The sequence below is a fragment of the Nocardia vinacea genome, assembly GCF_035920345.1.
Classification (GTDB): domain Bacteria; phylum Actinomycetota; class Actinomycetes; order Mycobacteriales; family Mycobacteriaceae; genus Nocardia; species Nocardia vinacea_A.
The window spans coordinates 10,174,330-10,200,214 of the sequence record NZ_CP109149.1 but is presented as its reverse complement, the minus strand read 5'-3'; the positions used below and the strand labels follow the sequence as shown (position 1 = coordinate 10,200,214).

The 25,885-nt window shown below is 63.9% G+C and carries 23 protein-coding genes; 17 read left to right on the top strand and 6 right to left on the bottom strand.

Features of this window, described 5'->3' with window-relative positions:
• Positions 1–165: 165 nt before the first annotated feature.
• Positions 166–741: a hypothetical protein gene (locus OIE68_RS46125; RefSeq protein ID WP_327097177.1), complete on the bottom strand. Its 576-nt coding sequence runs from the start codon at positions 739–741 to the stop codon at positions 166–168.
• Positions 742–1,356: 615 nt separating this feature from the next.
• On the opposite strand from OIE68_RS46125, the gene OIE68_RS46120 reads away from it, so the two are divergent.
• Together OIE68_RS46120 and OIE68_RS46115 are read left to right on the top strand one after the other, a co-directional pair.
• Positions 1,357–3,018 (top strand): ISL3 family transposase, encoded by a 1,662-nt coding sequence (locus OIE68_RS46120; protein WP_327097176.1) that lies wholly within the window; start codon positions 1,357–1,359, stop codon positions 3,016–3,018.
• 279 nt (positions 3,019–3,297) lie between these two features.
• Positions 3,298–7,278 carry a hypothetical protein gene (locus OIE68_RS46115; RefSeq protein ID WP_327097175.1) on the top strand — a complete coding sequence of 1,327 codons (3,981 nt, stop codon included), beginning with the start codon at positions 3,298–3,300 and terminating at the stop codon, positions 7,276–7,278.
• Positions 7,279–7,814: 536 nt separating this feature from the next.
• Here the strand turns inward: OIE68_RS46115 and OIE68_RS46110 are convergent.
• Together OIE68_RS46110 and OIE68_RS46105 are read right to left on the bottom strand one after the other, a co-directional pair.
• On the bottom strand, positions 7,815–8,267 hold the full coding sequence (locus tag OIE68_RS46110; protein WP_327097174.1) for a transposase: 453 nt from the start codon (positions 8,265–8,267) through the stop codon (positions 7,815–7,817).
• Positions 8,268–8,842: 575 nt separating this feature from the next.
• Positions 8,843–9,775 carry a hypothetical protein gene (locus OIE68_RS46105; RefSeq protein WP_327097173.1) on the bottom strand — a complete coding sequence of 311 codons (933 nt, stop codon included), beginning with the start codon at positions 9,773–9,775 and terminating at the stop codon, positions 8,843–8,845.
• Between OIE68_RS46105 and OIE68_RS46100 the strand changes: the two genes are divergently transcribed.
• From OIE68_RS46100 to OIE68_RS46090, 3 genes are all read left to right on the top strand, one after another.
• A complete protein-coding gene (locus OIE68_RS46100) occupies positions 9,752–13,360 on the top strand; it encodes a tetratricopeptide repeat protein (RefSeq protein WP_327097172.1) in 3,609 nt (1,202 codons plus the stop codon). The two genes, OIE68_RS46105 and OIE68_RS46100, sit on opposite strands and share 24 nt — an antisense overlap.
• Positions 13,361–13,572: 212 nt before the next feature.
• Positions 13,573–14,313, top strand: a complete 741-nt coding sequence (locus tag OIE68_RS46095) for an ISL3 family transposase (protein ID WP_327097171.1) — start codon at positions 13,573–13,575, stop codon at positions 14,311–14,313.
• 1,062 nt (positions 14,314–15,375) lie between these two features.
• Entirely contained in the window at positions 15,376–15,555 is a 180-nt protein-coding gene (locus OIE68_RS46090; RefSeq protein ID WP_327097170.1) for a hypothetical protein, read from the top strand.
• A gap of 23 nt (positions 15,556–15,578) precedes the next feature.
• On the opposite strand, the gene OIE68_RS46085 is transcribed toward OIE68_RS46090, so the two are convergent.
• On the bottom strand, positions 15,579–16,148 hold the full coding sequence (locus tag OIE68_RS46085; RefSeq protein WP_327097169.1) for a hypothetical protein: 570 nt from the start codon (positions 16,146–16,148) through the stop codon (positions 15,579–15,581).
• A 626-nt stretch (positions 16,149–16,774) separates the two neighbouring features.
• Between OIE68_RS46085 and OIE68_RS46080 the strand changes: the two genes are divergently transcribed.
• From OIE68_RS46080 to OIE68_RS46025, 12 genes are all read left to right on the top strand, one after another.
• Positions 16,775–17,971 (top strand): hypothetical protein, encoded by a 1,197-nt coding sequence (locus tag OIE68_RS46080; protein ID WP_327097168.1) that lies wholly within the window; start codon positions 16,775–16,777, stop codon positions 17,969–17,971.
• On the top strand, positions 17,959–18,774 hold the full coding sequence (locus tag OIE68_RS46075) for a hypothetical protein (RefSeq protein ID WP_327097167.1): 816 nt from the start codon (positions 17,959–17,961) through the stop codon (positions 18,772–18,774). Before OIE68_RS46080 ends, OIE68_RS46075 begins: the two co-directional genes overlap by 13 nt.
• Positions 18,775–18,866: 92 nt before the next feature.
• A complete protein-coding gene (locus OIE68_RS46070) occupies positions 18,867–20,072 on the top strand; it encodes a hypothetical protein (protein ID WP_327097166.1) in 1,206 nt (401 codons plus the stop codon).
• Complete coding sequence (locus tag OIE68_RS46065) at positions 20,060–20,818, top strand: hypothetical protein (RefSeq protein ID WP_327097165.1); 759 nt, start codon at positions 20,060–20,062, stop codon at positions 20,816–20,818. The genes OIE68_RS46070 and OIE68_RS46065 overlap by 13 nt, the downstream gene beginning before the upstream one ends.
• 210 nt (positions 20,819–21,028) lie before the next feature.
• A complete protein-coding gene (locus OIE68_RS46060; RefSeq protein ID WP_327097163.1) occupies positions 21,029–21,241 on the top strand; it encodes a hypothetical protein in 213 nt (70 codons plus the stop codon).
• 27 nt (positions 21,242–21,268) lie between these two features.
• The gene (locus OIE68_RS46055; RefSeq protein ID WP_327097162.1) at positions 21,269–21,421 is read left to right on the top strand and encodes a hypothetical protein; all 153 of its coding nucleotides are present in this window, start codon (positions 21,269–21,271) and stop codon (positions 21,419–21,421) included.
• Positions 21,411–21,929, top strand: a complete 519-nt coding sequence (locus OIE68_RS46050; RefSeq protein ID WP_327097161.1) for a hypothetical protein — start codon at positions 21,411–21,413, stop codon at positions 21,927–21,929. The genes OIE68_RS46055 and OIE68_RS46050 overlap by 11 nt, the downstream gene beginning before the upstream one ends.
• Positions 21,926–22,189, top strand: a complete 264-nt coding sequence (locus OIE68_RS46045; protein WP_327097160.1) for a hypothetical protein — start codon at positions 21,926–21,928, stop codon at positions 22,187–22,189. Before OIE68_RS46050 ends, OIE68_RS46045 begins: the two co-directional genes overlap by 4 nt.
• 2 nt (positions 22,190–22,191) lie before the next feature.
• The gene (locus OIE68_RS46040) at positions 22,192–22,881 is read left to right on the top strand and encodes a hypothetical protein (protein ID WP_327097159.1); all 690 of its coding nucleotides are present in this window, start codon (positions 22,192–22,194) and stop codon (positions 22,879–22,881) included.
• Between the two features lie 88 nt (positions 22,882–22,969).
• Positions 22,970–23,560, top strand: coding sequence for a hypothetical protein (locus OIE68_RS46035; protein ID WP_327097158.1), 591 nt, complete (start codon positions 22,970–22,972; stop codon positions 23,558–23,560).
• Positions 23,557–24,084 carry a bifunctional DNA primase/polymerase gene (locus OIE68_RS46030; protein ID WP_327097157.1) on the top strand — a complete coding sequence of 176 codons (528 nt, stop codon included), beginning with the start codon at positions 23,557–23,559 and terminating at the stop codon, positions 24,082–24,084. Before OIE68_RS46035 ends, OIE68_RS46030 begins: the two co-directional genes overlap by 4 nt.
• Positions 24,071–24,946 carry a bifunctional DNA primase/polymerase gene (locus OIE68_RS46025; protein ID WP_327097156.1) on the top strand — a complete coding sequence of 292 codons (876 nt, stop codon included), beginning with the start codon at positions 24,071–24,073 and terminating at the stop codon, positions 24,944–24,946. The genes OIE68_RS46030 and OIE68_RS46025 overlap by 14 nt, the downstream gene beginning before the upstream one ends.
• On the opposite strand, the gene OIE68_RS46020 is transcribed toward OIE68_RS46025, so the two are convergent.
• Positions 24,907–25,263, bottom strand: coding sequence for a hypothetical protein (locus tag OIE68_RS46020; protein ID WP_327097155.1), 357 nt, complete (start codon positions 25,261–25,263; stop codon positions 24,907–24,909). The two genes, OIE68_RS46025 and OIE68_RS46020, sit on opposite strands and share 40 nt — an antisense overlap.
• Entirely contained in the window at positions 25,260–25,670 is a 411-nt protein-coding gene (locus tag OIE68_RS46015) for a hypothetical protein (RefSeq protein ID WP_327097154.1), read from the bottom strand. The genes OIE68_RS46020 and OIE68_RS46015 overlap by 4 nt, the downstream gene beginning before the upstream one ends.
• Positions 25,671–25,885 lie beyond the last annotated feature (215 nt).

The following is a 25,885-nucleotide window of genomic DNA, read 5'->3' as shown; positions in this document are numbered from 1 at the left end:
GCCGCGTACCACATACGACAAGCTGCTGGACACTCGATTGCGGTTGGGAATGGCGACTGGCTCGGCAGTCATGTCGATGAACTGAAGCGCCCACTGGACAACGAGAGTCTCGGTCTCCTCATCCCATGCGCTCGGCGGGTCCTTTAGCCGATGGCCTACATTGCGTCATTGCTGATCCGGATCCTCTCCCTGCGGCGTGAGCCTCATTTGGGCGCACGGATTAAATGGCAGCAGCGACGGGCGGTGCTGTACGGCCGCACCTAGACCGGCCGACAGGAAGGCGTGCTTGTTCCTGACCGTCTTCGGTGAATTTCCCTTGTCCTGCCTGAGGTAGGCGATCCAGGCGGCATCGCTGTCCCGGGTGACCGCGTCGATCGGCGCGCTCGCGCCGAAAAACGGAGCAATGTCGTTGCGGATGTAAGAGTGATACTTGAGGCGAACATCATCCTGAACCGCAGCGAGTCGGTCCACGTATTCGGTCAGCCATTCGGTCAACAACACCGGCCGATCGGTGCCGGAACGCTGGTCTTCGAGACTGCCGAGTGCGTCATCAACACCCACACGGTCAACGAGTGCAGCCCAGCCCCGGGCAGATTCGAAGTCATCGAAGGTTTCCGAGGACTGCCGACGCGTGCCGTCGGTGTCGTAGTAATGGAAGGGAACCTGCCAACCAACGGTGCCGTCATTCCGAGGCCGTGGGCGGGGTGTAATCATGCGTAACTTTCGATTGTCGAAAGACACGATGCCTGAGAAGCCGCCGCAGTGACCGCGTGCATGACGCGGAATCACTTCCAAGCTACCGGAAAGGCCGTCTACGCCAAAAGAAATATGTTACCGCTACCCCCGGGGGAATCGAACCCCATTGCGCTCCACTGGAAACGACCAGGTCAACGAGCTGACCTGCGCGTATCACCGCCGCTCAAATGCACCTTCGCGACGTGTCACTACATTTCACGACAAAATCTACCACTCAGCTGATGACACGGTCATCACGTGCTCAGCGCCTGGTTCTGATGCCTTGTGATGACGGCGTCATCACCTGCGAGCGCGCCAACAGTACCCGAACTCTCCGCGAGCGATCTCCGACACATCCGCGGTTCATCCGCCCAACTTCGGTTCTAGCAACCATTCAGAGCAGCGCTTCCAGCTGACGTCCGGACGACCTGCCCGATTGCAATCCAGCCGACTCCGACTTCTCTCGAGCGGGACGCCAGCCACAACGCGCTGACTTTGCTGTCGTTTGCCACCGTTGCGGGTTCTGACGCGGATAGCGTGATTTTGCCGGTCGGCGTGTCACCGCAACTTCCGGCTCGGCTTGGGTGAAGGTGGCAGGCGTGCGTTGATCTTGTTCGAATCTTGTTGCCGCACTTGAACGATCTGCTGGTTCAGGGCGTTCGAGCCGAGGCCGACACCGTCGTCGTGGCTGCTGTTGTTGCCACCTCGACGGCCCGATGCGGCGAATGCGGAACCCTTTCTGGTCGTGTGCATTCCCGTTATCGCCGCCAGCTCGCCGACGCGGCGGTAGCCGGGCGGAAGATGGTACTGCGGCTTGTGGTGCGCCGGTTCTTCTGCGTGAATACCGGTTGTCGGGCAAAGACTTTCGCTGAACAGGTCGACGGGCTCACGGTGAAACGGTCGCGCCGCACCGATCAGCTGACCGCGATGCTCACCAGGATCGCGGTGGCACTGGCAGGACGAGCCGGTGCCCGGCTCGCGGCCCAGCTGGGGTTGCCAGCCAGCCGGGATACACTGCTGCGGCTGATCCGCGCACTGCCCGATCCGCCGGTTGGTGCGATCACCGCGCTGGGGGTCGACGATTTCGCCGTCAAACGTTCCCGCAGGTACGCCACCATCCTGCTGGACATGGCCACCCACCGACCCGTCGACGTTATCGACGGGCGTGAGGCCGACCCGCTGGCGGCATGGTTGTCGCAGCATCCGGAAATCGAGATCATCACCCGCGACCGGGCCAGCGCCTACAGCGAAGCAGCGCGCCGCGGCGCACCCCAGGCCACCCAATGCGCGGATAGGTGGCACTTGTGGCAGAACTTGTGCCAAGCCGTGGAAAAGACAGTGGTGGCGCACCGTCGTTGTCTCACCGAATCATCAAATGCCAGTGGCGATCCCGGCGCTGCTGCCCACGGTTCTTCTGGAGCGGTCGCGAGCGAGGCCACCGAGAACACGCCACTGCTGCCCGAAGATTATCGCGGCGATGGATACGCGGGATTGCGTGCTCGCGCCGTCGAACGGTACGAGGCGGTGCAACGGCTGCGTGCTGAGGGTAAAGGCTTGCGCACCATCGCCAGAGAACTCGATATCGATCGGAAGACGGCGCGCCGGTTCGCTCTGGCCGCCGACCCTGAGGACGTCATCGCCACCGCGACGTCTCGCGCCAGGATGATCGATCAGTTCGTGCCGCATCTACTCACCCGCTGGAACGCCGGACATACCAATGTCGCCGCCTTGATCACCGAGCTGCGTGAGCTCGGCTACCGCGGCAGTCCCAACAACGTCTACCGCTTCCTGCGGCCCTACCAGGCCAGCAAGCCATCGGCGCGACCGGTGGTGGTCCCACCGCCGAAACCGAATATCCGGGCGGTGACCAGCTGGATCACCCGTCACCCGGACAACCTGTCCGACGCCGAAACACGCCAGCTCACCACGATTCTGGCGTACTGTCCCGAACTTGCCGCCACCCGCCGTCACGTCGGCGCGTTCGCGGTCCTCATGCGCGACCGACGCGGCGACCGCCTCCCGGAATGGATTGCGAGCGTCCGAGCCGATGACCTGCCCGCACTGCATTCGTTCGCCACCGGCCTTGAGCACGACTTCGCCGCTGTCACAGCCGGACTCACCCTGAACTGGAGCAACGGACCGACCGAGGGCACCGTTAACAAGGTTAAGGCTCTCAAGAGACAGTGCTTTGGCAGATCGAACCTGGACCTGCTCCGGAAGCGAATACTACTCAGCCACAACGAATCCGGCTCGACAACAGAGATCCGCCGACCCGCGGACTGATCACGCTATCCGCGTCAGAACCCCGTTGCGGGACCGCCGCGTTGCCAGCCGTGGAACCACCGACAGCAGGCGATCCGCTGGGAGAACACGTTCCAGATTCGGCATGCCGACAGATAACGGCGATGGCAATCTGAACGTCCGGCAATGGAATGGCCAGACACGTCGACCCGCGTCTTGGTCGACAGGCCGACGAGTTCTAGGCTTCGACTGTCATGACGGATGCCGAGGAACCTGTGCCGGGGAGAGGCGACAAGCCACGGGACGGGGCGGAGCAGAGTGATGGGCCGATGGCTGGCCTCGGTAAAGAGCGACATCCCGCGCACGAGGGACGGGCTGCTCGACTCTGCGACGTTGAGCCGCGACTGGTACACGGGCGACCGCCCCCGACGGACCGAGGCTCTGATCGGCACCCACAGTTCCTATGTGTTGCTCGCACCGGGAGGCGCCGGTAAGAGCACACTGATCGAGGAGCTCAGGGGCCGAGAAGCTGACAGTGTGTCGATCGACTTGCGGCTCGACGGTCGCCGATCCATCGCCGACTTGCTCGGCTCCCTGCCCTCGGACGAGTCCTCGCCGTCCGATCTTCCGGCGAAGGTTGTCTTCATCGATGCTGTCGACGAGGCGCTCCAGGTTGAACCTGACCTTGGGTACGCGCTGGTCAGGCTGCTACAACGTCCGGGATCCGATCGCATAGCATGGCGGTTCGCTTGCAGACCTGGTTCATGGACGCTCGACCTGGCAGAAGGGTTGCGGGCAGCGTTGCATGGGTTCGAGGAGCTCGAGCTTCTTCCTCTGGACTTGCCCGAGATCCGGGAGATGGCGGGCACCGGCGCCGATGACTTCTTGGCCGAGGTCGAGGACGCGCGTCTGACACGTCTGCTCACTTACCCTCTGCATGCGTCGAACTTGCTGAACCAATGGCGTCGGACGAGCCAACTGCCCGCGACCCGGTCGGGGGCCATGCAGTATGCCGTCACCGGCATGCTGTCCGAGACCAGCACCTCCCGTCCGCCCGGGAAGCTCGATGACTACCGTCGACGTCTGATCGCTGAGCGGCTGGCCGCTGTGTCAATATTCTGCGGCGTGGGCAACTTCGCGCTCGGCCCTGTCGCGCAGCAATCCATGAGTGGATCGGCTCAGCCCGCAGCGGGTGACGCCTTCGTGCTCGCGGTGAGTTCGGTGCCGCCCCAGACCGAACCCGACTTGGCGGGGTACCTGCCGACCGTCGACGATATTCGCGAGGTCCTCGGCACCACCCTCTTCACGGCGGCAGGGCAGGGCACCGTGACCTTCGTCCATCAGTCCTACGCAGAGTTCCTGGCCGCGGCGTATCTCAAGCGCCGCGGCGTGGCTGGACAGCGCCTCGTTTCGCTACTCGGGGCCAACGTCAACGGTCTGGTTCCCGGACCGATGATCGAGGTGCTTGGCTGGTTGCTGGCTTCGGGCTCGCATGTTCTCGACACACTGATCACGGACAACGCCAAGCAACTGCTGATCACAGCCGGACTGGAACTGATCGACAACGAGGTTCGCAAACAGCTCGTCGAGGCCCTGCTGCACGGAGCTGCGACGGGCACGATCGCTGAAGGGTGGAATACCGACACCTCTGCGCTGTCTCATCCCGACCTGGCCGCCCAGCTCCACGACGCTGCAGCCGACCCGTCGAATCACTGGGTCGTCTTCTGGATCTGCAGCATCGCGCGCCAGTGTGCCGTGCTCGAGGCCGCCGACGATCTCCTCGAAATCGCCCTCGAGCCGCGCTGGCCGGATCCGATACGAGCGGAAGCCGTGAAAGCCTTCGCCGAAGTCGCGCCACGCGACCGCATAGCCGAGTTGGTGCCCCTGCTGGATCTGAACTCGCAGGAGGACCCCCGCGACGAGATCCTCGCCGCGACCATGCCAGCGATGCTGCCCGACGCGGCGAACTTCGACCGCATCCGAACAGCACTGCGGCCTAGACGCACGCTGAACTACATCGGCAGCTACTCCCGGTTGCTAAGCGAGCTGCCCTCGCTCGTTCCCTCCGACGAGGTCGTCCCCACCTTGACTGAGGCGCTACACCGTCGGTCCGAGCACAGTGACAGCGCCTTCGATGATCTGATCGGCAGGCTGCTGCGGCGGGCATGGGACATGAGGAATCCTGCGATCGCGGCCGTGATCGGAGAAGCGTTGGGCAGCAAGCCGTTACTCGCATACAGGTTGAGCGGCGAGGATCTTCCATGGCAGGTAGACGACGATCCGTCCATGCGCCGTGCCATGGCCGTCGCCGCGCTGGGTGCTCACGAGGACGCCTCCATCGCGGTCCTCGACCTGGCCATTCTCACACCCGCAGACCTTGGATGGATTATCGACTGGATGCGCACCGCCCCACCCGAAGCACTCAAACCTGCTCGCGTGACATTGAGCAACCTCGCGTGGGATGTGGGCGACGCCGAGTCGGCCGAGTGTGTTCTCGGCGTCGGCACGGACCATCCGGCCTATGACGTACTCGCAGGCTTCCAGGGATCTCGAGAAATCTCCTCACGGCCCGACTGGCGGTCCCGCCAACTAGGCAACAACGAGGGACCTTCCTCGACCGAGTTCGAATCGCGTCTGCGTGATGCCATCGCTCGCGCGCACGAGGACGTCAACGACTGGTGGAACGTCGTGGTGGCGCTCACCGGTGACCAGGTCGACGATCCCGAGGTTCTACTCGATCGGGATCTGACCCGTCGGCCGATGTGGTCCACGATGTCCAGCGAGGAACAGGAGGAATTCCTGCGGCTCGGGCTGAAGTACCTCGACACCAGGCGGCCTGAGGTCGGCGGCTGGCTGGGCCGATCCCAGTGGACTCTCAGTGACGTGATGCCCGACTGGGCTGCTGTGTTCCTACTCGCGACACTGCTTGCACATCGTCCGGACCTGCTGGCCGTCGTCGAGCCGCCTGCCTGGGTCTCGTGGGCCCCGGCGATCACCGCGATACCGACCTACATGAGCCTAGGAACAGGGCTGCCAGGCATCCGCGATGCCGCGCCACAGACGGGACGGGACGCGATCGATGAAGCGCTGCGAGAACAGATTCACCAGGCTGAAGGCACCTCGTTCGCTCACCACCCACTTGCCGACTTCTCCGATAGCTACCTGATCGCCGCAGTGGAACGAGTAGCGCGAAACGCCGACCACTCCGAAGCCCGTCGCGGCGAGGCCATCAGCGTGCTCATCGACCACGCGCCTGACATCGCGCTCGACGTCGCCCGTACGACGATCAGCGAGGACGATGTCCCTCCCACGGCCTACATCGCGCTCGCGAAGCTGGCACCAGACGAACTGGTGGCGCAGTGCACCGAGCAGAATCAACACGGCCCCAGGGAACATCTGATCTACCTGGACCTCGAGCGTTTATCCGACTCCTCACTCATCACACTGACCGGCATGCTGCTCGACGAGATGCCTGTTGGTGCGGATCCTGCGCACAGCGACGACTTTGATAAATGGACTCCAGAGGCAGCGAATCGGCGGCTGCGCCCCCTTCTACTGCATTCGATGGCCGGTCGTGGCATGGCCTCCTCCTTGGCCGCGCTCGGGCAAGGGCGACCAGCGGCAGACCGCGAGGCAATCCAGCATCTAATGCAGCAGGCGCGCGCTCGTGAGGCGCTGATGAACTGGCAGCCACTGCCGCCGCGCACGTTCATGGACCTGCTGGCCAGTGGCGACGCCAGGCTGATACGCAATAACGCTGGACTGCTCACGGTTCTGCTCGAACAGCTTGAACAGGTCCAACACGACATCCATGAACGCGCTCTCTTTCGACATGTGTGGGACGGCGAACCCGGCACCAAGGGCGCCTCACCCAAAGGCGAGGACACAATCTCAGATTGGCTGACCCACGAGCTTCGCCTGCGGCTCCAGCACATCATCGTTGATCGAGAAGTACAGGTGACTCGACACCGTGCCGCTGGCGTCGGCACCCGTATCGACATCACGGCCACCTCCGGAGGGGGCGACCTTGGCCGTGTAATCTTCGAAGCCAAGCGGGTCAACAACCCCGAGTTGCCGACCGCGATCGACGATCAACTCGTCGGCAAGTACATGGAACCCGCCGCCCTCACACACGGCATCTACATCATTTACTGGATCACTCCTAAACTGCGGCCGCCGTCGTGGCCCGAAAAGTATCCGGACGCGAAAGCATTGACCGAGGAACTGCGCGCGCAGGCCCGATCTCACCTCCCTGACAAGCACATCGAGGTCGTCGTCCTGGACATCGGCTCGACGTCATAAAGCGCCAGCCTCCCTAAGCGGTTGGCATCGTCATCGGCGATGCACCTATGACATCAAACGAGGGAGCTTAGAATCGGCAACTCCTGCCAGCACCACCGCTGACTCTCCGGCTAGATTCACCGACGAAGGCACCATAATGCTGCGTATCGGTCGTTCGGGAACGAAGCGTTCGCCAATCGACAGCGCAATAACCTGTTCCACTTCTGTTCCACTTCTGTTCCGCTGTCGGTGGTCCCACGACTGGCAACGCGGTGGTCCACAACGGTGGTTCTGGCGCAAACAGTGTGATGTCGCTGTTCGGCGTGTTGCCGTCGGATCGGGCGCGGCATGGGTGAAAGTGGCGAGCGTGCGTTGATCTGGTGCGAAAGTTGCTGCCGCACTTGGGTGCTCTGGTTTCAGTGGCGGCTGGCGCATGCTCGGCCGCATCCTCTGCAACCGAAACTCTCAGGCGCACAAGCCCTCTAATCCGAAAATGACGGTGACCGGGCAGGCGGTAGCTGTCGGCGGAGCCGACATGGTTGTTGTTGCTGGTCGTGCTAGGCGGCTGGGGTGAGTGTGACGGTGTAGCCAAGGGCTTCGAGCTGGCGGATGTGGTTGCGTTTCTTGGTGTTCGGGTTGATGTGGCGACTGAAATGATCGGCGCCGAGGTCGTGGAATCGGGTATCGGGGTCGTGTAGCAGGTGCCAGACGATGACGAGGATGGAGCGGCCGATGGCGACGATGGCGCGTTTCTTGCCTCGTCGTCTGGCGATGCGCCGGTAGCGTTCACCGAGGAAGGTTGTGGTGCGCCCGGCCACGACGGCGGCTTCGCCGAGGACCCGGGCGAGGTAGCGGTTGCCGTGTCCGGTTGAGCCGTTGCCCTTGGGTCTGCCCGCGGAGGTGCTGATGCCGGGCGAGAACTTCGCCCATGAGCAGAGGTGCCCCGGGGTGGGGAATCGGGACATGTCCACGCCGATCTTGTCGATGATGATCGCGGCGGCGACGGGCACGCCATCGCCTGCTTCGTCGACGAGGGCGACTCACGGCAAAGCGGAACGCTTCCAGTGCGCCTCGAGGCGCTTGGTTTTATCCCCGTCGCAGGCGGGAGGAATTCGAAAGAAGGTTCTTGGGTCTGATGGCTTTCCCAGCGCCGAAAGGTTGAAGGGGACAAGAGCATCCCAGGAAATCAGTGGCCGAATCCGTATGTCAAGGACGGTGCGCTGGGAGACCCGCGTGATAGGGCGAGAGCTGGATTGCCTGAATCCCAGTCTCCAGAATATGAAAGTTCTCGTCCGCCGGAAGGATATCCGAAACCGGCGCCGGTCCTGCGATGCCCGGTTGAAATATGCGACGCAACTGTCGGGGCGGGGACTGCAAATCCAATGGCTCTGCTGCACATTTGGTGGTCGTGGCACCGCCGACGAAACCGCAGGTTCGCGTAAGGCGTGAATAGTCCTGTAGTAGTAGACGTTTTGCGCTACCACAATTGGTCGTCGGCGATTTGAACGGCCAGACAGGTTCGCGACCATCGAATATGCGCCGGAGCCGTTAGATTTACAGTCCCGCGGGACTTTCAATCAGCGTGTTACCTGTCCGAGTCGAATGGGAGGAGAGATTCAGCAACAGCCTTTCCGCAGCTTTCCTTGTTGAGGTAAAACTTGATTTGGTGGGGTTTTGATCCGTTGTCGACCTTCCAGGTGTCTTCGAACACAGCTCCGTTTGGTCGCCCCTGATCGAAAACTGTGTGCAGGTCGCTGCGTGCAGCGACAATGTCGTCGGGCGCGGCGATATTGACCCACCGTCGGACGACGGACGGGAATCCGGGTGGCGGAGGTTGTAGCCGTCGGCTGATCGCGGAAAACCCAAGGGGGCTGCCCAGGGTCAACAGCAGCGGTACCGGATGCTCAGACGATCGGGCACGAAGCGCGTCGTAGGCTACAACCGAGCCGAGGCTATGCCCAATCACAACCCGGGTTTCGGGCCCCAAGAACTTGTCAACCTGGCCGATCGCGTAGTCATGGATGGCGGGATCATCTAAATAGCGGGTGACTTGGGCAAGAGTACGGTTGATCGCGGATGTCGCGGCGAGGGTACCGCGCCCGAACCATGGCACTTTATCAAGAGCACCAACAGCGCGGACCGCCGCGGCCTTGACCTTACCCTGCGCATCTTGGGGGCCGCGTTCGAGCTTCGCAAGTTCGTGGCGAGCTTCTTCGGCGTCCTTGCGGTTCGGGGAGTATGTCGCGTTTTCTAATAGGTCCAACGCGAATTCATGCGCGATCACTTGCTCGTCTGCCGTCAGCTCTTCCGGTTCAAGTCCTTGATGGTCCGGGGTATGAAACCTGTTACCGTAGTATGCCATTCGCACTGTGAATTCGCCGCTTCGGAGACGGTCAGCCATCGCGTTGTGACCGGCGTTCTCCAGTCCGCCAGCTAGGCTGGGAAGCCATTCGGCTTCGAGAGCAGCAGCCGAAAGCTGTTCCTGAGCGATGCCATGCACAAGTACGATTTGCGCCACCAGTCGTTCGCCTCCTGGGCCAGGCTGCGGGTCATCTGGCTGAACTCGCAGCGGTTCTCTTTATCGAGGATGGTGCTGCTCTATTTTATTCTGCCGCGCTCGATGGGTTCGTCGTGGGATTCTCTTATAATGGCCGAAGTGCAGCGCCGAGCGTTGGTGATTGGATCACAGTGCGATTCGTTCGGTGAGTCGATGCGCTTGAGTTTCCTGCCCGACCTGGCGATTGAATTATATGAGGTGATGACCGATCCCCGTCTGGGGGCATGTGAGCCAGGTCTTCCTGACCGGTCCGCCGGGGGGTTGCTACTTGACCCGACTCACGATCAGGTCCTTGATGCTTTGGAAGAGGCATTCATACAAGCGAACAGTGTTGACCAACAGGCCGACGGAACTGGATCGACCCTCTTCGTGGCGCTGCTCGGACATGGCATGGCTGTGGGCGAGGATTTCTATTTCTTGAGTAAGAACTCGGCTGGTCAAGGCAGGACAAGAGGCGATGTTCATCTGTCACAGGAGCTCAAGCAACTGTTACGAGACAGTGCCGATCTGAGTGGTTTGATCGTGTGGCTCGACACCTGTCACTCAGGTGTCGCCGCGCAGCAGGGTGCCACCGAGTGGGCGCAGACGGGCCTGGGCAAGAATGTGCGCCGATACGAACTTCTGTCGGCCGCAGACGACAACCCAGCCTACGGTGGGGACTTCACGCGCGCACTGATCGGAGCGCTTCGCCGAGGCATTCCGACAGCGGGCGACACGATCGACGCCAACGCCCTGCGCGGACCACTGCAAAAGGGGACGCCAGCGCAACGACCACAACGAGTCACCGTTGATGGCGGTGGGTGGGCCCAAGATGGTGACAAGGGCCTTTGGCTGGGTTACAACCGCGCGTTCGCTAACGACGCCGACGACATCGCCAGCGTTGCAGTGCACGCTCGGATCAGCGAGCTTATCGAATGTTTGCAACCTACAGATACCCTCGACGCCCTCGTCAGCACAGCCCAAGGTCATCAGTGTGTGGTGCTCACCGGCGCCCGTGGCAGTGGCAAGAGCACACTTTCGGCAGCATTGGCGCAGCCGGCGGAAGCCGGCGGCCATGTTCCCGATGGATTCGTGCATGCAATCGCATTCGCCAGATCAACCAGCACAATGGAAACTCTGACAAACGCTCTAGCCGGACAGTTGCGGGTCACTGTCGACGGGTTTGCACGCGCGGTCAATGAGTTTGACGGACGGCTTGACGCCGCCGAACGCAGAGGGCTCCCTGCACTCGACCGCCGAGTTCTTGGTCCGTTGAGGATGCTGACACTCGAGCACCCAATTCGACTGGTGATCGATGCACTCGACGAGTTGCCCCAGGCGACCCAGCATATTGTTCGCACTGCCATCACGGCCGCACATACCAGCGACGGCGGGAGCCCGGATATTGCTGGGGTGAGCTTCGTGTTGACCGCGCGCCCAGGGGCCCCCGTGCCACCAGGAGCACATGTGCTTCCGGTGGAGGAACCAGGTGACGACGTCTTAGGCGCGTACCTTCGCCGCCGCGGCGTCGCCGAGGAGCATCTACCGATGCTTGTCGAAAAGACAGGAGGCAACTGGCTGCACGCTTACCTGCTCTCCGAACAGGCTGTGCGTCCCGGATTCGCACCTGGGCGGTTGCCATCTGAGGTTTCCCCTTCGCTGATTGAGCTCTATGAGGCGGAGCTCCTTGCTGCTGGCGCCGACGATCCGGACCGGTGGGAATCCCAGCTCCGTCCTGTGCTGGCGGTATGCGCCGCTGCGGGTGTCGGTCCGGTTATGCCACTGCAGCTGGCCGTCGCTGCCGCTGGTCGACTCGGCGGACCCAGCACCTCTACACGATTCCGGGATAGTCTCGTCCGATTGTCTGGGCTGACTGTGCGTTCCCGCCCTGGGTTACCTGAGGAACGTGTGGGAATTTTCCATCTCAGCCTCACCGAAGATTATCTGCTTCGACCCGATCTCAACATCCGGTTCGCTATCGATGCACGAGAGGCTCACCTGGCAATCGTCGCTGCTCTCCGTGAACTTGCTCCAGTAGACCAACACGACCCCAACGATCCCCTTGATGGTTACGCGATGTACGCAGAACCAGACCACCTTTTGGCCGGCGGGAAGGTCGACGATGTGATCGAAAGCCTTGTTGGGCGGCCCCTTCGAAGGGCTGCTGACGAACGAGAACGTTGGTACCGCTGGGCGATTCAAATCAACGAGGCCCTGGGTCCCCAGCACTCTGACACCCTCACCGCTCGCGAGCATCTTGCGCGCTGGACGGGTGAGGCGGGGGATGCGAGTGCCGCCCGGGACCAATACGCCGAGTTGTTACCTCTGTACGAACAGGTGTGGAGTCCAGAACATCACGACACTCTGAAGGTCCGGGGGCGTCTTGCGCGTTGGACGGGTGAGGCGGGGGATGTGAGTGCCGCCCGGGACCAATACGCTGCGTTGGTACCTCTTCGTGAACGTGTCTTAGGGCCCGAAGACCCCAGCACTCTTCGGGGTCGCTGCGACCACGCCCGTTGGACGGGTGAGGCGGGGGATGCGGGAGCCGCGCGCACCCAGCTCGCCACATTGGTGCCCCTGTTCGAGCGGGTGTTGGGGGCCGAACATCCCGACACTCTCATGGTCCGGGGGCGTCTTGCACGTTGGACGGGTGAGGCGGGGGATGCGGGTGCGGCCCGGGACCAATTCGCCGCGTTGGTGCCTCTGTTCGAGCGGGTGTCAGGGCCTGAACACCCCGAGACGCTTAGAGCACGGGGAAACTTCGCCTACTTATCCGGTGAGGCCGGGGATGCTGGTGCGGCCCGGGACCAATACGCCGCGTTGGTACCTCTTCGGGAGCGGGTATCGGGGCCCAAACATCCCGACACTCTCGTGGTTCGGGCGAACCTCGCGCGTTGGACGGGTGAGGCGGGGGATGCGGGTGCGGCCCGGGACCAATACGCCGCGTTGCTGCCTCTCCTCGAACAGGTGTCGGGGCCCGAACACCCTAGGACTCTCACGGTTCGGGCGAACCTCACTCGTTGGACGGGTGAGGCGGGGAATGCGGGTGCCGCGCGCACCCAGCTCGCCACATTGGTGCCCCTGTTCGAGCGGGTGTCAGGGCCTGAACATCCCGACACTCTCATGGTCCGGGGGAGTCTTGCACGTTGGACGGGTGAGGCGGGGGATGCGGGTACGGCCCGGGACCAATACGCCGCGTTGCTGCCTCTTCGGGAGCGGGTATCGGGGCCTAAACACCCCAACACTCTTAGGATTCGGGCGAACCTCGCTCATTGGACGGGTGAGGCAGGGGATGCGGGTACGGCCCGGGACCAATTCGCCGCGTTGCTGCCTCTCCTCGAACAGGTGTCGGGGCCCGAACACCCTAGGACTCTCACGGTTCGGGCGAACCTCGCTCATTGGACGGGTGAGGCGGGGGATGCGGGTACGGCCCGGGACCAATTCGCCGCGTTGCTGCCTCTCCTCGAACAGGTGTCGGGGCCCGAACACCCCAACCCTCTCATGATTCGAGCGAACCTCGCCCATTGGGCTGCGAAAGCGGGGGATCCGGGTGCCGACCGAGCGTAATTCGCCGCAGCATTGCTGCGAGGCCGATGAGCTGCCACTGTAGCGTTCGGATCGCCTGCCCGACACTGTCGGCTGCCAGGGTGATGGGTTCTGGCGCAAACAGCGTGATTGCGCTGTTCGGCGTGTTGGCGTCGGATCTGGTTCTGCATGGGTGATGGTGGCGAGCGTGCTTTGATCTGGTTCGAAAGTTGTTGCCGCACTGGGGTAATTTGGTGATTGGCGACATCTGTTCCGAGGGCGATGCTGTGGTCGTGGAGGCGGCCGTTGCCACCTCGGCGGCCCGCTGTCCGGGATGTGAAACGGTTTCGGCGCGTGCGCATTCCCGGTATCGGCGCCGGGTGGCCGATGCCGCGATCGGTGGCCGCATGATGATCCTGCGATTGGTCGTGCGACGCTTTTTCTGCCCGAACACCAGTTGTGCGGCAAGGACTTTCGCCGAGCAGGTGGATGGACTCACGGTGAGGTGGTCGCGGCGGACGAACCAGTTGACCTCGATGCTGACCACGATCGGATTGGCCCTGGCGGGGCGGGCTGGTGCGCGGCCGGCGAGCCGGTTGGGACTCCCGGCCAGCCGGGACACCTTGTTGCAGCTGGTCCGTGGGTTGCCAGATCCGCCGGTCAGTGCCGTAAAGGTCTTGGGCGTCGACGATTTCGCCGTGAAACGCGGCCGCAGGTACGCAACGATCCTGCTCGACATGGCTACCCACCGGCCGATCGATGTCCTCGACGGCCGCGAGGCCGATCCGCTGGCCACCTGGCTGGCCGCGCATCCGGAAATCGAGGTGATTACTCGAGATCGGGCCGGCACCATGGAGGGCGCCCGCCGTGGCGCACCGCAGGCCACCCAATGCGCGGACAGGTGGCACCTCTGGAACAACCGCCACCGGCCTCGAACACGACTTCGCCGCCGTAACCGCCGGACTCACCCTCCCGGGGAGCAACGGCCCAACTGAAGGCACCGTCAATATAAAACTGAAGCACCTGAAACGCCAATGCTTCGGTAGAGCAAATCTGGACTTGCTGAGAAAACGCATCCTGCTCACCCATGCGACAGCTCAGCATGTTTTCGATGACGATCACACTGTTTGCGCCAGAGCCACAACGGTGGCAAACGACACTTGGCCCGGACTGAGGTCAGTTGCAACCGAATCACCTGAATCCGACTCATCAGCAAGCTATGGGAAGGAACATCGATGCAGAAGCTCACAAATATCTCTCGACAGCAGGTCATGGAAGGTGTTGGATACCAGCCAGAGCTTTCGTTGCAGGTACCAGCACCACAGACGCGCCGCTACAGCGCAACGGCTTTGGAGGGGGTTCCCCGCATGGACATCGATCTGACGTGTCCGCACTGCAGCCAACTCGACTGGGTGCAGAGTGTGCCGGCCCTTCATGCCGACGGTGTGTCGACCAGTTCCGGGACGAACAGCTATTCCGGGGTCGGGGTAACTTCGACTGGACTGGTTCCGGTGTTCGGCACTGCCACCGTAGAGCGCACGCACACAACAGCACTCGCAGCGAGTCTGTCCCGGGAACCAGCCCGTGCTCCAGCGGGACGCTTGACTTTCACCGCGCTGGTGTTGCTCTTGCCAGTTATGTGCTGGATCGTCCCGGCGATCGTCTCGATCGCCGATCCGGCTCCTGGGGTGTCACATTGGGTCGCCGCGCTATCGGTGGTCGTGTTCTTCGGGATGTTGGCGGCGCCTGGGGCTGTGCCGCTCACCGTTGCTATATGCCGTATTCGTCGCAACGGCAGAGTTATACGGGGCCGAGGCAACGCGCATGAGGTGTGGCGAGCTGGTTTCTATTGCCATCGGTGCGGCGTCGCGTTTTGGCCCTACTCACCAGCACCGGGAATCCCTTCCCGGCAGGCTCTCGCACCACAGCAGTTCCGCTGGTACGTGTGGAACGCCGGTGGCTACGCAAACGCCTGAAACCTCGCACGGGCAAGCTGGCAGAAATCCGCACACCGCAATCGACCGACCTGCCGCCACCGTTCGATATTCCTCGCAACTGTGGAGTCCGAAATCGGCCCCCTGATCCGCGTGGTTGCGGGTGGGGTGAGCGTGTTCGGCATCCTCGATATCGGTGTGGATGGCGACCCGACCAAAGCCATCGCCGAAGCAGTCGCCGACATTCTGGGAACCTACCCGGGCCCTACCGATCTGACCTATGCCGTTCCAGCTGAACACTAGCGATCTCTCCTTTCAGCACACCATCAGGTTTGGTCGTCGCCCGCCTGTGTGGGACGCGCTGGCATGCGGGCCTCAACGGTCTCGACAGGGTCAGCGATCTGGTCTGTCCGCTGTCGCCGACTCAGACCGGCAGGGATGTCGTGAGCATGCTCATGTTGCTCGGCCGATGTGGAGGTGGGCGTCGGTGATGTTGTGGCGCGCTGTGCGCGTGCGGTCGTGACGAGCTGGCGGGCTTGTTTGGTGCTGATCTCGAGCAGTTCAGCGACGTCGTCGTCGGTTTGACCGTGATCACGGATCACCGCAGCTACCTCGGCTTGGTTGGCGCGGTAGCGGGCGATTTCCTGCGCGGCGCGTGATTCGACCTCGGCGATCTGCTGACGTAGTGCCTTGATCTCGTTGTCGCGCTTGGTCTCACACGCGGTGATCGCCTGCCAGTCGGTCAGATACCGCTTCACCGCCTCATGGATGGCTCGCTCTCGCTGACGTGCCAGCGCTAGACGTTCCCTGATGCGGTCGCGCGAGCGTTCCAGTCGTTCAACGACTTCCGGGGATCGATCCGTCCGCGGGGACCGCGGCGGGCGACGTGAGGACATGGCGGCCTCCTGATTTTCAGGCCCGCCTGCAGATTCTCCCGCTCTTGATCCTACTCGCGTCGTACTCGCGGCACGCCCAGGTCAAACCCGCACCCATGAGCCACACACCGTACCGGAGGTCGGCTGCCAATCCGATTGTTGCAAAGGAGCTTTCCCGTGCGCTGCCTGCCCGATCTGTTCAACGCCCCAACCCACCACAGGCACGACGCCCCGGGCGGGTGACCATCGCCGACCTACCGTCGCCGCATCGCTGACCGCACTCCAGATAAGGCCCTGACCACTGGCGCGGTCGTCGACGCCACCTTGCCCACCCAAATCATCCTTCTCTGAATAGCACCGCCGAATGCACACAGCATGGCTGAAATGAATGACGCTCCCGAAACCTAATACATGCATGAATGCGCATATAGATCCGAGTGTGTCGTTGCGTGACGACACCGCCACGTCCAATTCCTGAGTACTCGGCCCCCACGTCGGTCCTGGCCGCCGCCGCCCGCTGGTCCCGCCTGGTTAGCGGGCCGCTATCTGCCAGCGACGCAACCGAACTCCCGTCGTCGTTCTCGAACGCCAGGTCGGAGCATGTGCTCCGACCTGGCGTTCTTTCGTTCCCCGAAAGGTGCCCTGCCATGCCTGCTCCCGTCCCGTCTCCACCACCGTGTGTCTTGTGTCGCTGCGATGACCCGGGCGAGCGCTACCCGTTCGAGGATCAGTGGGTATGCGAGCAGTGTCTGCCGCGGATGGCGCGCTGCGATAGTTGCCGCCACCGCGTCATCACCCTGCTCGATACCGCCGATGGGCCTCAGCTGTGCCCGCGCTGCGCGACCGGCTGGACCGCGTGTGTGTCGTGCCGCGGGCTGAGCGCGCCTCATCGGCGCACCGATACCGAAGAGGTGGTGTGCGCACGCTGCTCGGCGGCGTTCTTCGATCTTTGCGGCCGGTGCAGTCGTTTCAGCGCCACCAGCCGGTATGTGTCCGGCGGCACCCGCGCATGCACCCTGTGCGCCCAGCGATACGCGGGCTGTATCGAGTGCGGCACCCTCGTGCGCGACGGTGGTGACTGCGATACCTGTGATCGACCACACCACGTCTGGAACTACACGTATAAACCCGATCCCCGCTTCCACGGGGACGGTCCGCTGTATCTGGGCATGGAACTCGAAATCGTCGTCCCCACATACGACTACCACCGGTGCGTGCGGCTGGCGTGCGACCGGCTCGACACGTTGGGGTATCTCAAACACGATTCCTCGATACGGCCCACCGGGTTCGAGATCGTCACCCACCCGATGTCGTATCGGCATGCCATCGACCAGTTCCCGTGGCAGCTGCTGGGTGAGCTCGATGAGTTGGGGTGTGCGACCGATACCAGCGTCGGGTTGCATGTGCACGCCAGCCGTGACGGGTTCAGCTCTCCCGCGCATGTCTACCGCTGGATGAAGTTGTTGTATCGCAACGAGTCCGCGGTGTCGATGATCGCGCGTCGACGATCGCACTTCGCGCCGTTCGACCGGGTCGCTCGTGCCCGGGTCAAGGACACCGCTAAGGGGAACCTGCACGCCCTCGGGTTGGACCGACATCAGGCGATCAACCCCTATCCCCGTAAAACCTTGGAACTGCGGGTTTTCGCCAGTTCACTGCGGGTGCAGCAGGTGCAGGCGGCGTTGGCGTTCACCGCCGCCTCCATCGATTACACGCGCGACCTGGATGTGGCCGCTGTGCGCGCCGGCGCGTGGGAATGGCCGCGCTTCGCCGCGTGGGTGCGCAATCAACCCGATTACCAACCGCTGTGGGCAGAGATGGAGGAACTCGCATGTGCCTGCTGACCTACTTCCCGTCCGGTGTCGCCCCCGACCCGCAGGCGCTGTCGATCGGTGCCGCCGCCAACCCACACGGTCACGGGTTCGCGGTCATCGCCGCGGGCCGCATCCTCGTCGGTCACGGGATGAACGCTGAGGCGGTCATCAACCGGTTCACCACAGAGCGGGCCCGCTACCCGGCGGGGGCGGCGTTGTTTCATTCCCGCTTCGCCACCCACGGTGTGCGCGGCCTGGCGAACTGTCATCCTTTCCGGCTCGGCGGGGACGCGCGAACAGTGTTGGCGCACAACGGTGTCCTGCCCAAACGGGTTCATCCGGGCCCCTACGATCCGCGGTCGGATACCCGCATCGCCGCCGAGGACTACCTGCCGCGTGCGCCGTTCGGGTCGATCGACACCCACCGCGGCGCACGCGGGCTCGAATCCTGGTTGGGCACCAGCAAACTCGTCATTCTCACCGTCGATCCCGCCTACCAGCACAGCGCCTACCTCTTCGGCGAGAAGGCCGGTCGCTGGGACAACAACATCTGGTACTCCAACACCAGCTACCTCGCGTCTTCTCTGCGCTGGCCGACACAGCCACGCCGTTATGTGTGCTGGGACTGCTCAGCTCTCAACCTGAACCACAGCCGCTACTGCGGCACATGCGGCTGGTGCTTTGAGTGCGAGTCCGTCTTCCCCGACTGCGACTGCCACGACACCACACCCACCGAAGACACCCCGCCCCCTGACCACACCGCGGCGCGTCCCCGACGCGCCCTCACCTCGGCGTCGCATCACCGATCCCGCCGCCGAGCCACCTCCACCTAAAACCCCTCTCGCCGATACGTCCCCCGCAACCCCGTGCGCAGCCACTCCTGGCGCGCGCGGGGTTGTTTCATTCCGTCGAAAGGCCTTGTGTCATGCCCGCATCCACGCTGGTCGACCCGCTGTGCTCGGACTGCTCGCATCCGGTCACCGCAGCCACTGTGACCACGACCGTCGAAGGTGAGCGGCTGTGCCCGGACTGCGCCACCGACGTCCGGGTCTGCGACGAATGCGCCGAACCCACCCGCACCACGCACACCACCACCAACGCCACCCTGCTGTGTGAGCGGTGCGTGTCGGGATGGAGCCAGTGCGCGGACTGCGAGGAATACAGCCGCGATACCCGCACCGCCCTCGGTGACCGCACCGTCTGCGAGAACTGCGTCGATTCCTACACCACCTGCGACGACTGCGACTCCCTCGTCCTGGACGCCTACCGCGTCGAGGGCGGCAATGAGGTCTGCGACACCTGCTTCGACGAGGACTACCGCGAATGCTGCGAGTGCTGCAACGTCATCGGCAACGACGACCTTTACTGCCGCAGCTGCGCCCCACCCGAGCACGCCGCGGTCCACGGCTACGACTACAAACCGAGCCCGCGCTTCCACGGCGACGGGCGGTTGTTCCTCGGGCTGGAACTCGAAATCAAAACCCCGCACGACGGATTCGACGCGGCCGTCGATACCGCGCTCACCCACATCGAGGGTTTGGCCTACCTCAAAGAGGACTCCTCGATCCGCCCCTGCGGATTCGAGCTCGTGACCCACCCGATGAGTCACGAATACGCACGGACCCGGTTCCCGTGGCAGCTGCTGAACCAGCTGCGGCTGCTGGGCTGCTACACCGACAGCGAGGTCGGCATTCACATACACCTCTCGCGCGACGGATTCGACTCCCCGGCCCACGCCTACCGGTGGTTGAAGTTCATCTACCGCAACGAAATCCCGGTCACCACGTTGGCGCGGCGGTCCTCGAGTTGGGCGGTGTTCTCCCCGAGCGCGCGCTCCCATGTGCGCGACTACGCCAAAGGCGACCGCAGCGCGGCGCGCTACGAGGCGGTCAACGTGCGCCCCACCGACACCTTCGAGCTGCGGATCTTCGCCAGTTCCCTGAAACCACAACAGGTTCAAGCCGCTCTCGCGTTCGCCGCCGGGTCCGTCGAATACACCCGCCGCCTCACCCCCGCCGCTATCGCCCGGCACCGCGGCTGGGAGTGGACCGCCTTCACCACGTGGCTGCGTGGGCGCACGGACTATTCACCGCTTCTCGCCGAACTGGAGGACCTCGCATGTGCATCTTGACCTTCATCAAACCCGGCGCGAACCCCGACCTCGACGCTCTGCGCGGTGGCGCGCTCGCCAACCCACACGGGCACGGCTACGCGATCATCACCGGCGACACCATCACCATCGGCCGTGGCATGGACCCCGACACGGTCATCACCGAATTCGCTACTGCGCGAGCGCGATACCCGAACGGCGCGGCCTTGTTTCATTCCCGCCTGGCCACCCACGGCGTGCGCGATGTCGAGAACTGTCACCCGTTCGTCGTCGGTGGAGACGCGCGAACCGTGCTCGCGCACAATGGGATCCTGCCCAAGCAAGTGCACCCCAGCCCGGGAGATCCGCGCTCGGATACCCGCATCGCCGCCGAGGAACTATTGCCTCGACGCCCGTTCGGGTCGCTGGATTCCTGGGCCGGGCGCGAACGACTGGAACGGTGGCTGGGCACCGACAAAATGGTGTTGCTCACCGTCGACCCCGCCTACCGGTATACCGGCTACATCTTCAACGAACGCCGCGGGCACTGGGACCAAGGCAGCTGGTACTCCAACCACTCCTACCTGCACGGCATGTGGGCCACCACGGGTGACGGCGACTGGGGCTACTGCGAGAACTGCGGGGTCGTCAACGACAACCCGATGGGCCCGCACTGCATTTTCTGCGGCTACTGCGCCGACTGCTTCGGGGCCTATCCGCACTGTGATTGCCCAGCACTGCAGGGCCAGGAACGCTACGCCGACCTGTTCGACCTCGAATCCGCCTGAACCCCACCCCACCACATCCACCACTGGACCCCACGGCCGCGACAAGGTGTCGACACCGAGGACGGGTTCCTGCGCTGGGTACTCGAGGGCATCGACGCCGGGTCGGTCGACCACGCGAATCTCGATGGCCCGCACCACGTCCAAAACCTCGTCAACCACCGCCTGCTCACCCTCGCCGACGCGGGCAACCGTGCCGCACGCGGTGATGCGGTGGATCCGGTCCTCGAGGTCATCGGTACCGAACTGCACCGGCTGCGTCGCCTCGACGCGATCGCGACCGTCGTGACACGCGGCGGGTACCGGCACGACCGGGTGCGGGTTGGTGCCGTGCATCGCCACCACACCGTCGTGCACCACAACACCGACACTCCCGGCGTTCTGCTGCCGCTCACCTTCATCGAATCGGTGCAGCAACTGCCCTGACCCACCATTCGGAGAGGACACCAACTGATGAACAGCGTTGCGCCGTCGCATCGCGACGACATCGTCACCGAGTTGCTGCCCACGCTTGCGGCCTACCTCGGAGACCGGGTGCGGCGGTTGCCGTTCACGATCACCGCGGCTCCGGCATCGCGATCCCTCGGTGACGCCCATGAACACTGACCTGCACGCCTACACCGCACGGCTACGCGTCGACCCCCGCTACGACCACCACCTCCGCGCCTGCGACCCGGCCCACTCTATTGGGTTCAGCGTTGTCGTGGTCGCCGGCTATCACGCCGCCTTCGGCATGCACCCATATTCTGCGACCGTGGTCGGGCTGTTTCCCGGCGCCGATGTCGCCGCCGCTCGCAGCGAGAAGTTGCCGGTCATGGCGCTGGTGCGGGTCGAGCATACCACCCAGGTCATCACACCCCATGGCGATGGCACCAGCCGAACCCACTGGGAAACCAGCATTTTCGACCAACTCCCCACCGGGTTCAGCTGGTATCTCACCCCGACCGACATCGACGACGCGGGCCGCTGTGTGATCGCCGACCGACGCTGGTCGGCTGGTGGACGTCAAGCCGTGCTGCCCCGGTCGGTGACCATGCATGCCCCCGGCGCGCCCACCGTAGTCGACATCCACGACCACGACCCGCACACCGGCAGGCGCTGGACGCCAACGTGATCGCCAGCGGCACAGCCCTGCTGGCCTGGATCGAAGCGAACCTGCCCGTCCTCGATGAGGACCGGTTCGGACCCTGGCAGGCCACACCGGGCGCACCCGGCGCGGTGACCGCCGACATCGAAGTGCGAGTGCGTATCCACGGCACCGCAACCGCCGACCGGGTCACCACCATCGCCCTGTCGGCCAGCCCCATCACCGAACCACCCCACCCTCCACCAACACCACGCAGTGGTGCGGCGGCACAACCAGATTCGAGGTGACCATGACCGATTCACCAACCCCCATCACCCCCACCGAGCCCGACCGTGCACCAGCGCTGGCGTATTTGGCCGGTGCGCCGACCGCCCAAGGGATGGTGGTTCCCCACATCACCCTGGCCCATCGCGACCGGAGCCGACCGGTGTGGGGCAAACTCGACCCCGCGATCTTGTCCGAGACCTTCCGTGACCGGTTGTGTCAGATCTGCGGGCAACGCCTCTACGACCGTGTCGTGATCTACATACGTCCCGTCGACTACCTGCGCGGGTTGGCTGTAGAGCCGGGAGTCCACCCGCAATGTGGGTACTACTCCCGCCGCGTATGTCCGATGCTGGCCGGGCGCACCCACCGCTACAACCCCAACCCGGGCGAACGGTTCTCCCGCTGCGACGACCCGGCCTGCCGCTGCGCTGTATGGACGGTGCCCGAGCGTGATCCCCGCGAACCCGCCCGCGAAGGCCAACCCGCCGAAGCCTGGTACGAGGCGTGGATGCCGTTGTCGGACTACATCATCGTCTCCGACCCCGGTGATGACACCACCCCACCCGCGATCGGGGTCGACCTGCGCAATGCCCGGCTGTTGAAGGTCCGCAAGATCCGCGACGCCGCCCCCAACCCCGACCAACCCACCGACCTACTCGCCGCACTCATCCTCGGGCGCGCGTTGTTCGGCGACCCGGGTGAGCCGAGGTGACATCGCCCGACATCCTCGCCGGCCTCGCCGCGATGCCGCGCCGGATCACCTCGATCTGCGTTTCCACCGACCAGCAAGGAGCGTGATCATGGATCTGCTCGACCTCGCCCACCAGATCGCCGCCGCCCTCGGGGCGGGCTGGGTCGCCGAACGTGCCCACACCCTCCGAGCACATGTCCTACTCCACGGCCCCGACGAACAGCGCCTGTCGGTCACCGATGGCGACGACTCCCACCGCCGCAGCGACCACGGCCGCCTCCACATCCGCGCCGACTACCACCAATACAGCTCACACCTGGGCACCGGGGAAGGCGATAACACCATCACCGTCTCCGCCCACCGCACCGCCGCCGCGATCGCCACCGACATCACCCGGCGGCTACTGCCCGACTACCAAGCCACTCTCGCGCGGTGCCGCCCCCGCGCGCACGCCCACACGATCCACCTCACCCACCGCGACGCGACCATCGACACCCTGTGCCGGGTCCTGGCCCCCACCGAAGTCCTCCCTCCTGGTGATCGCATCAGCTTCGGCGAATCCGGAGACGACGTTCGCGGGCAGATCCGCGTCCTCTACAGCGGCGCAACCGAATTCGAACTCGGCGCCACCGCCGCGCACACGATACAACTGGCGCAGGTCATCGCAGCGCAGCGGCGCACCCCTCAGGAACAGCAGTGACCACCGCGCTCACCGCAGCATGCCCGGACTTGCTCACAACGGCCCTCGACCACGCAGGACGCGGATTCCACATCTTTCCTCTGCACGCGGGCAGCAAGGTTCCCGCGATCAAACACTGGGAACACCACACCACCCGCGACCTGGACCAGATCCGGCGGTGGTGGCTGCGGTGGCCTGCGGACAATATCGCCGTGGCATGCGGGCCGTCGGGACTGCATGTGCTCGACCTCGACACCAGCCACGGCCAACCACCCCCGCCGCCGTGGCGCCACGCCCGCGACGGCCGCGACGTCCTGGCCCACCTCGCCGCCGAAGCCGCTCAACCGCTCCCCGTCCCCACCCACGCCGTCTCCACCCCGTCCGTTATCCGCAGGTGGTTCGGTCACTGCAACAACGTCATCGACGAAGCGCCTGTCCCGGACTCGATTTCGTTGTTGCAGTGTTATCAGCAGGGCGACAACGACGATCACGACACCGGTTTCGTGCGGCGGCCGGAAGGGGTGGTCGTGCGTGTCCAGCCGTGATCTTCTCGATGCGGCGTTGACTGCGGCGGCCCGTGGATGGTGTGTGTTTCCTCTGGTTCCGGGCAGGAAGACGCCGGCAATACGGTCCTGGGAAGATCACGCAACTTCTGATCCTGTTGCGGTTCACCGGTTTTGGGCACCCGCGGCGCGCTACAACGTCGGTGTTGCCACCGGTAGGTCGGGACTGGTCGTAGTCGATTTGGACGACGACCTCGTCCGCGATTCACCACACGAGTCTTCGGGGAAACGTCACGGCCTCGATACGTTCGCGGCCTTGGCATCTGGTGTCGGCGCAGTGTTTCCTGACGACACATTCGCCGTGGCCACGCCGAGCGGGTTACATTTGTATTTTCGCGCTCCTGCCGGGTTTGGGTTACGCAACACCGCAGGTAGGCTCGGCCGCCTGATCGACACACGGGCGCATGGCGGGTATGTCGTGGCCCCGGGATCAATCGTGGGCGGTCGCCGTTACCGCATCCTTCGTGACACGCAGGTCATGGCGCTGCCACAATGGCTCGCGCATCGGCTGATGCCCGCACCGCCGCCGACAGCAACGCCGCCGATGCAGTTACCGTCCACGCGTGCGGACGCCTACCTGCGAGCGATTCTCGATGGCGAATCGCGCAAAGTTGCACGGGCACAGGTCGGTTCCCGCCACGATGCCCTGCTCAGGGCCGCGGTGACGTTGGGGCGGCTCGTCGCCGCCGGTGAACTGGCCGAATCAATGGCCCATGCAGTTCTGGAACATGCTTCCGCTCAACATCTCGGCGTCGCCGACTACGCCGAGAAGGAGGTGCGGCGCACGATCGATGACGGTATCGCCTACGGCAAGCAATTTCCGCGCCGAATTAGGAACCTTTGACCTTCATCGCTGTCAGTAACATGCATTGATGGATTTTGCGCCACCAGGCGGGGTTCGGCTGTAGCGGCCAACCCCAGGTTTGTCCGGCCGGTTTTGCCATCTATCGAGGCCGTTACCAGCTCGAATCCGCGGCTGCGCAATGGGTCAGTGTGGGCGTCGAACCGATGCATGAACTGCTCGGGTGAATCGAACGGATCCCCGGATGCGATGGCCTCGACATAGGACCGGCGGTAGATATCCTCGACCACGTCGCGCCGTTGCCCTGCCTGCACCGCAGTGAGATGCAGGAAGGCGGTCGCAGGGCGTGCGGTGGTCATGTGGTGACGGCTTTCGTTGCGAGGGAGTCGAACTGGCCACAGAAGTGGCTACCGACCGCAAGCTGGTCGACCGCGGTTCGAATCGATTCGAGCACACGCAAGGTGCGCGTTGAGGAGACTTTGGCCAAGCTATGCAAAACCCGCAGGCCCTCCTCGAGCGCGCCGGTGATGTCACCGATATGTACGCGCGTGGTCGCTAACCAGGCGCGCAGGTTGGTCGCGTTGCGAGTGCCGACCTGCTGATCGGCTGCCGCGCCGTACAACTCGACCGCCCGCGACAATTCTCCGATGTCGGCGTATCCGCGCGCCTCGTGGCAGCTGACGTCGGAATGGGTCACGCATCGCAGCCACTGGGGAGTCGTGTCGTCCGCCTCGTACTGGGCCGCACGCGTTGTCGATCTCGTCACGAGCGAACCGAGAAGGTTAGAGGCACGAACGAGCCGTGACATCGGGTAAGCGAGAGAGGAAAATCGAAATCGCGAACCTTTCTATCCCTCTTACGCTGTTGAGGACGGGCTGAAATGACGATCGCAAACTTTTCGGCGCCGGTGGACACTCCGTGGAAACGGATTGCGTTCAGCGAGGACATTATGGTCAAGGTCGCGTGCGACAGGTCCCTTCC

Coding starts and splice junctions, on each gene's coding strand:
- OIE68_RS46115 (WP_327097175.1), top strand. CDS start 3,298: ATGGGCCGATGGCTGGCCTCGGTAAAGAGCGACATCCCGCGCACGAGG.
- OIE68_RS46100 (WP_327097172.1), top strand. CDS start 9,752: ATGCACAAGTACGATTTGCGCCACCAGTCGTTCGCCTCCTGGGCCAGG.
- OIE68_RS46085 (WP_327097169.1), bottom strand. CDS start 16,148: ATGTCCTCACGTCGCCCGCCGCGGTCCCCGCGGACGGATCGATCCCCG.
- OIE68_RS46080 (WP_327097168.1), top strand. CDS start 16,775: ATGCCTGCTCCCGTCCCGTCTCCACCACCGTGTGTCTTGTGTCGCTGC.
- OIE68_RS46075 (WP_327097167.1), top strand. CDS start 17,959: ATGTGCCTGCTGACCTACTTCCCGTCCGGTGTCGCCCCCGACCCGCAG.
- OIE68_RS46070 (WP_327097166.1), top strand. CDS start 18,867: ATGCCCGCATCCACGCTGGTCGACCCGCTGTGCTCGGACTGCTCGCAT.
- OIE68_RS46065 (WP_327097165.1), top strand. CDS start 20,060: ATGTGCATCTTGACCTTCATCAAACCCGGCGCGAACCCCGACCTCGAC.
- OIE68_RS46055 (WP_327097162.1), top strand. CDS start 21,269: ATGAACAGCGTTGCGCCGTCGCATCGCGACGACATCGTCACCGAGTTG.
- OIE68_RS46050 (WP_327097161.1), top strand. CDS start 21,411: ATGAACACTGACCTGCACGCCTACACCGCACGGCTACGCGTCGACCCC.
- OIE68_RS46040 (WP_327097159.1), top strand. CDS start 22,192: ATGACCGATTCACCAACCCCCATCACCCCCACCGAGCCCGACCGTGCA.
- OIE68_RS46035 (WP_327097158.1), top strand. CDS start 22,970: ATGGATCTGCTCGACCTCGCCCACCAGATCGCCGCCGCCCTCGGGGCG.
- OIE68_RS46020 (WP_327097155.1), bottom strand. CDS start 25,263: ATGACCACCGCACGCCCTGCGACCGCCTTCCTGCATCTCACTGCGGTG.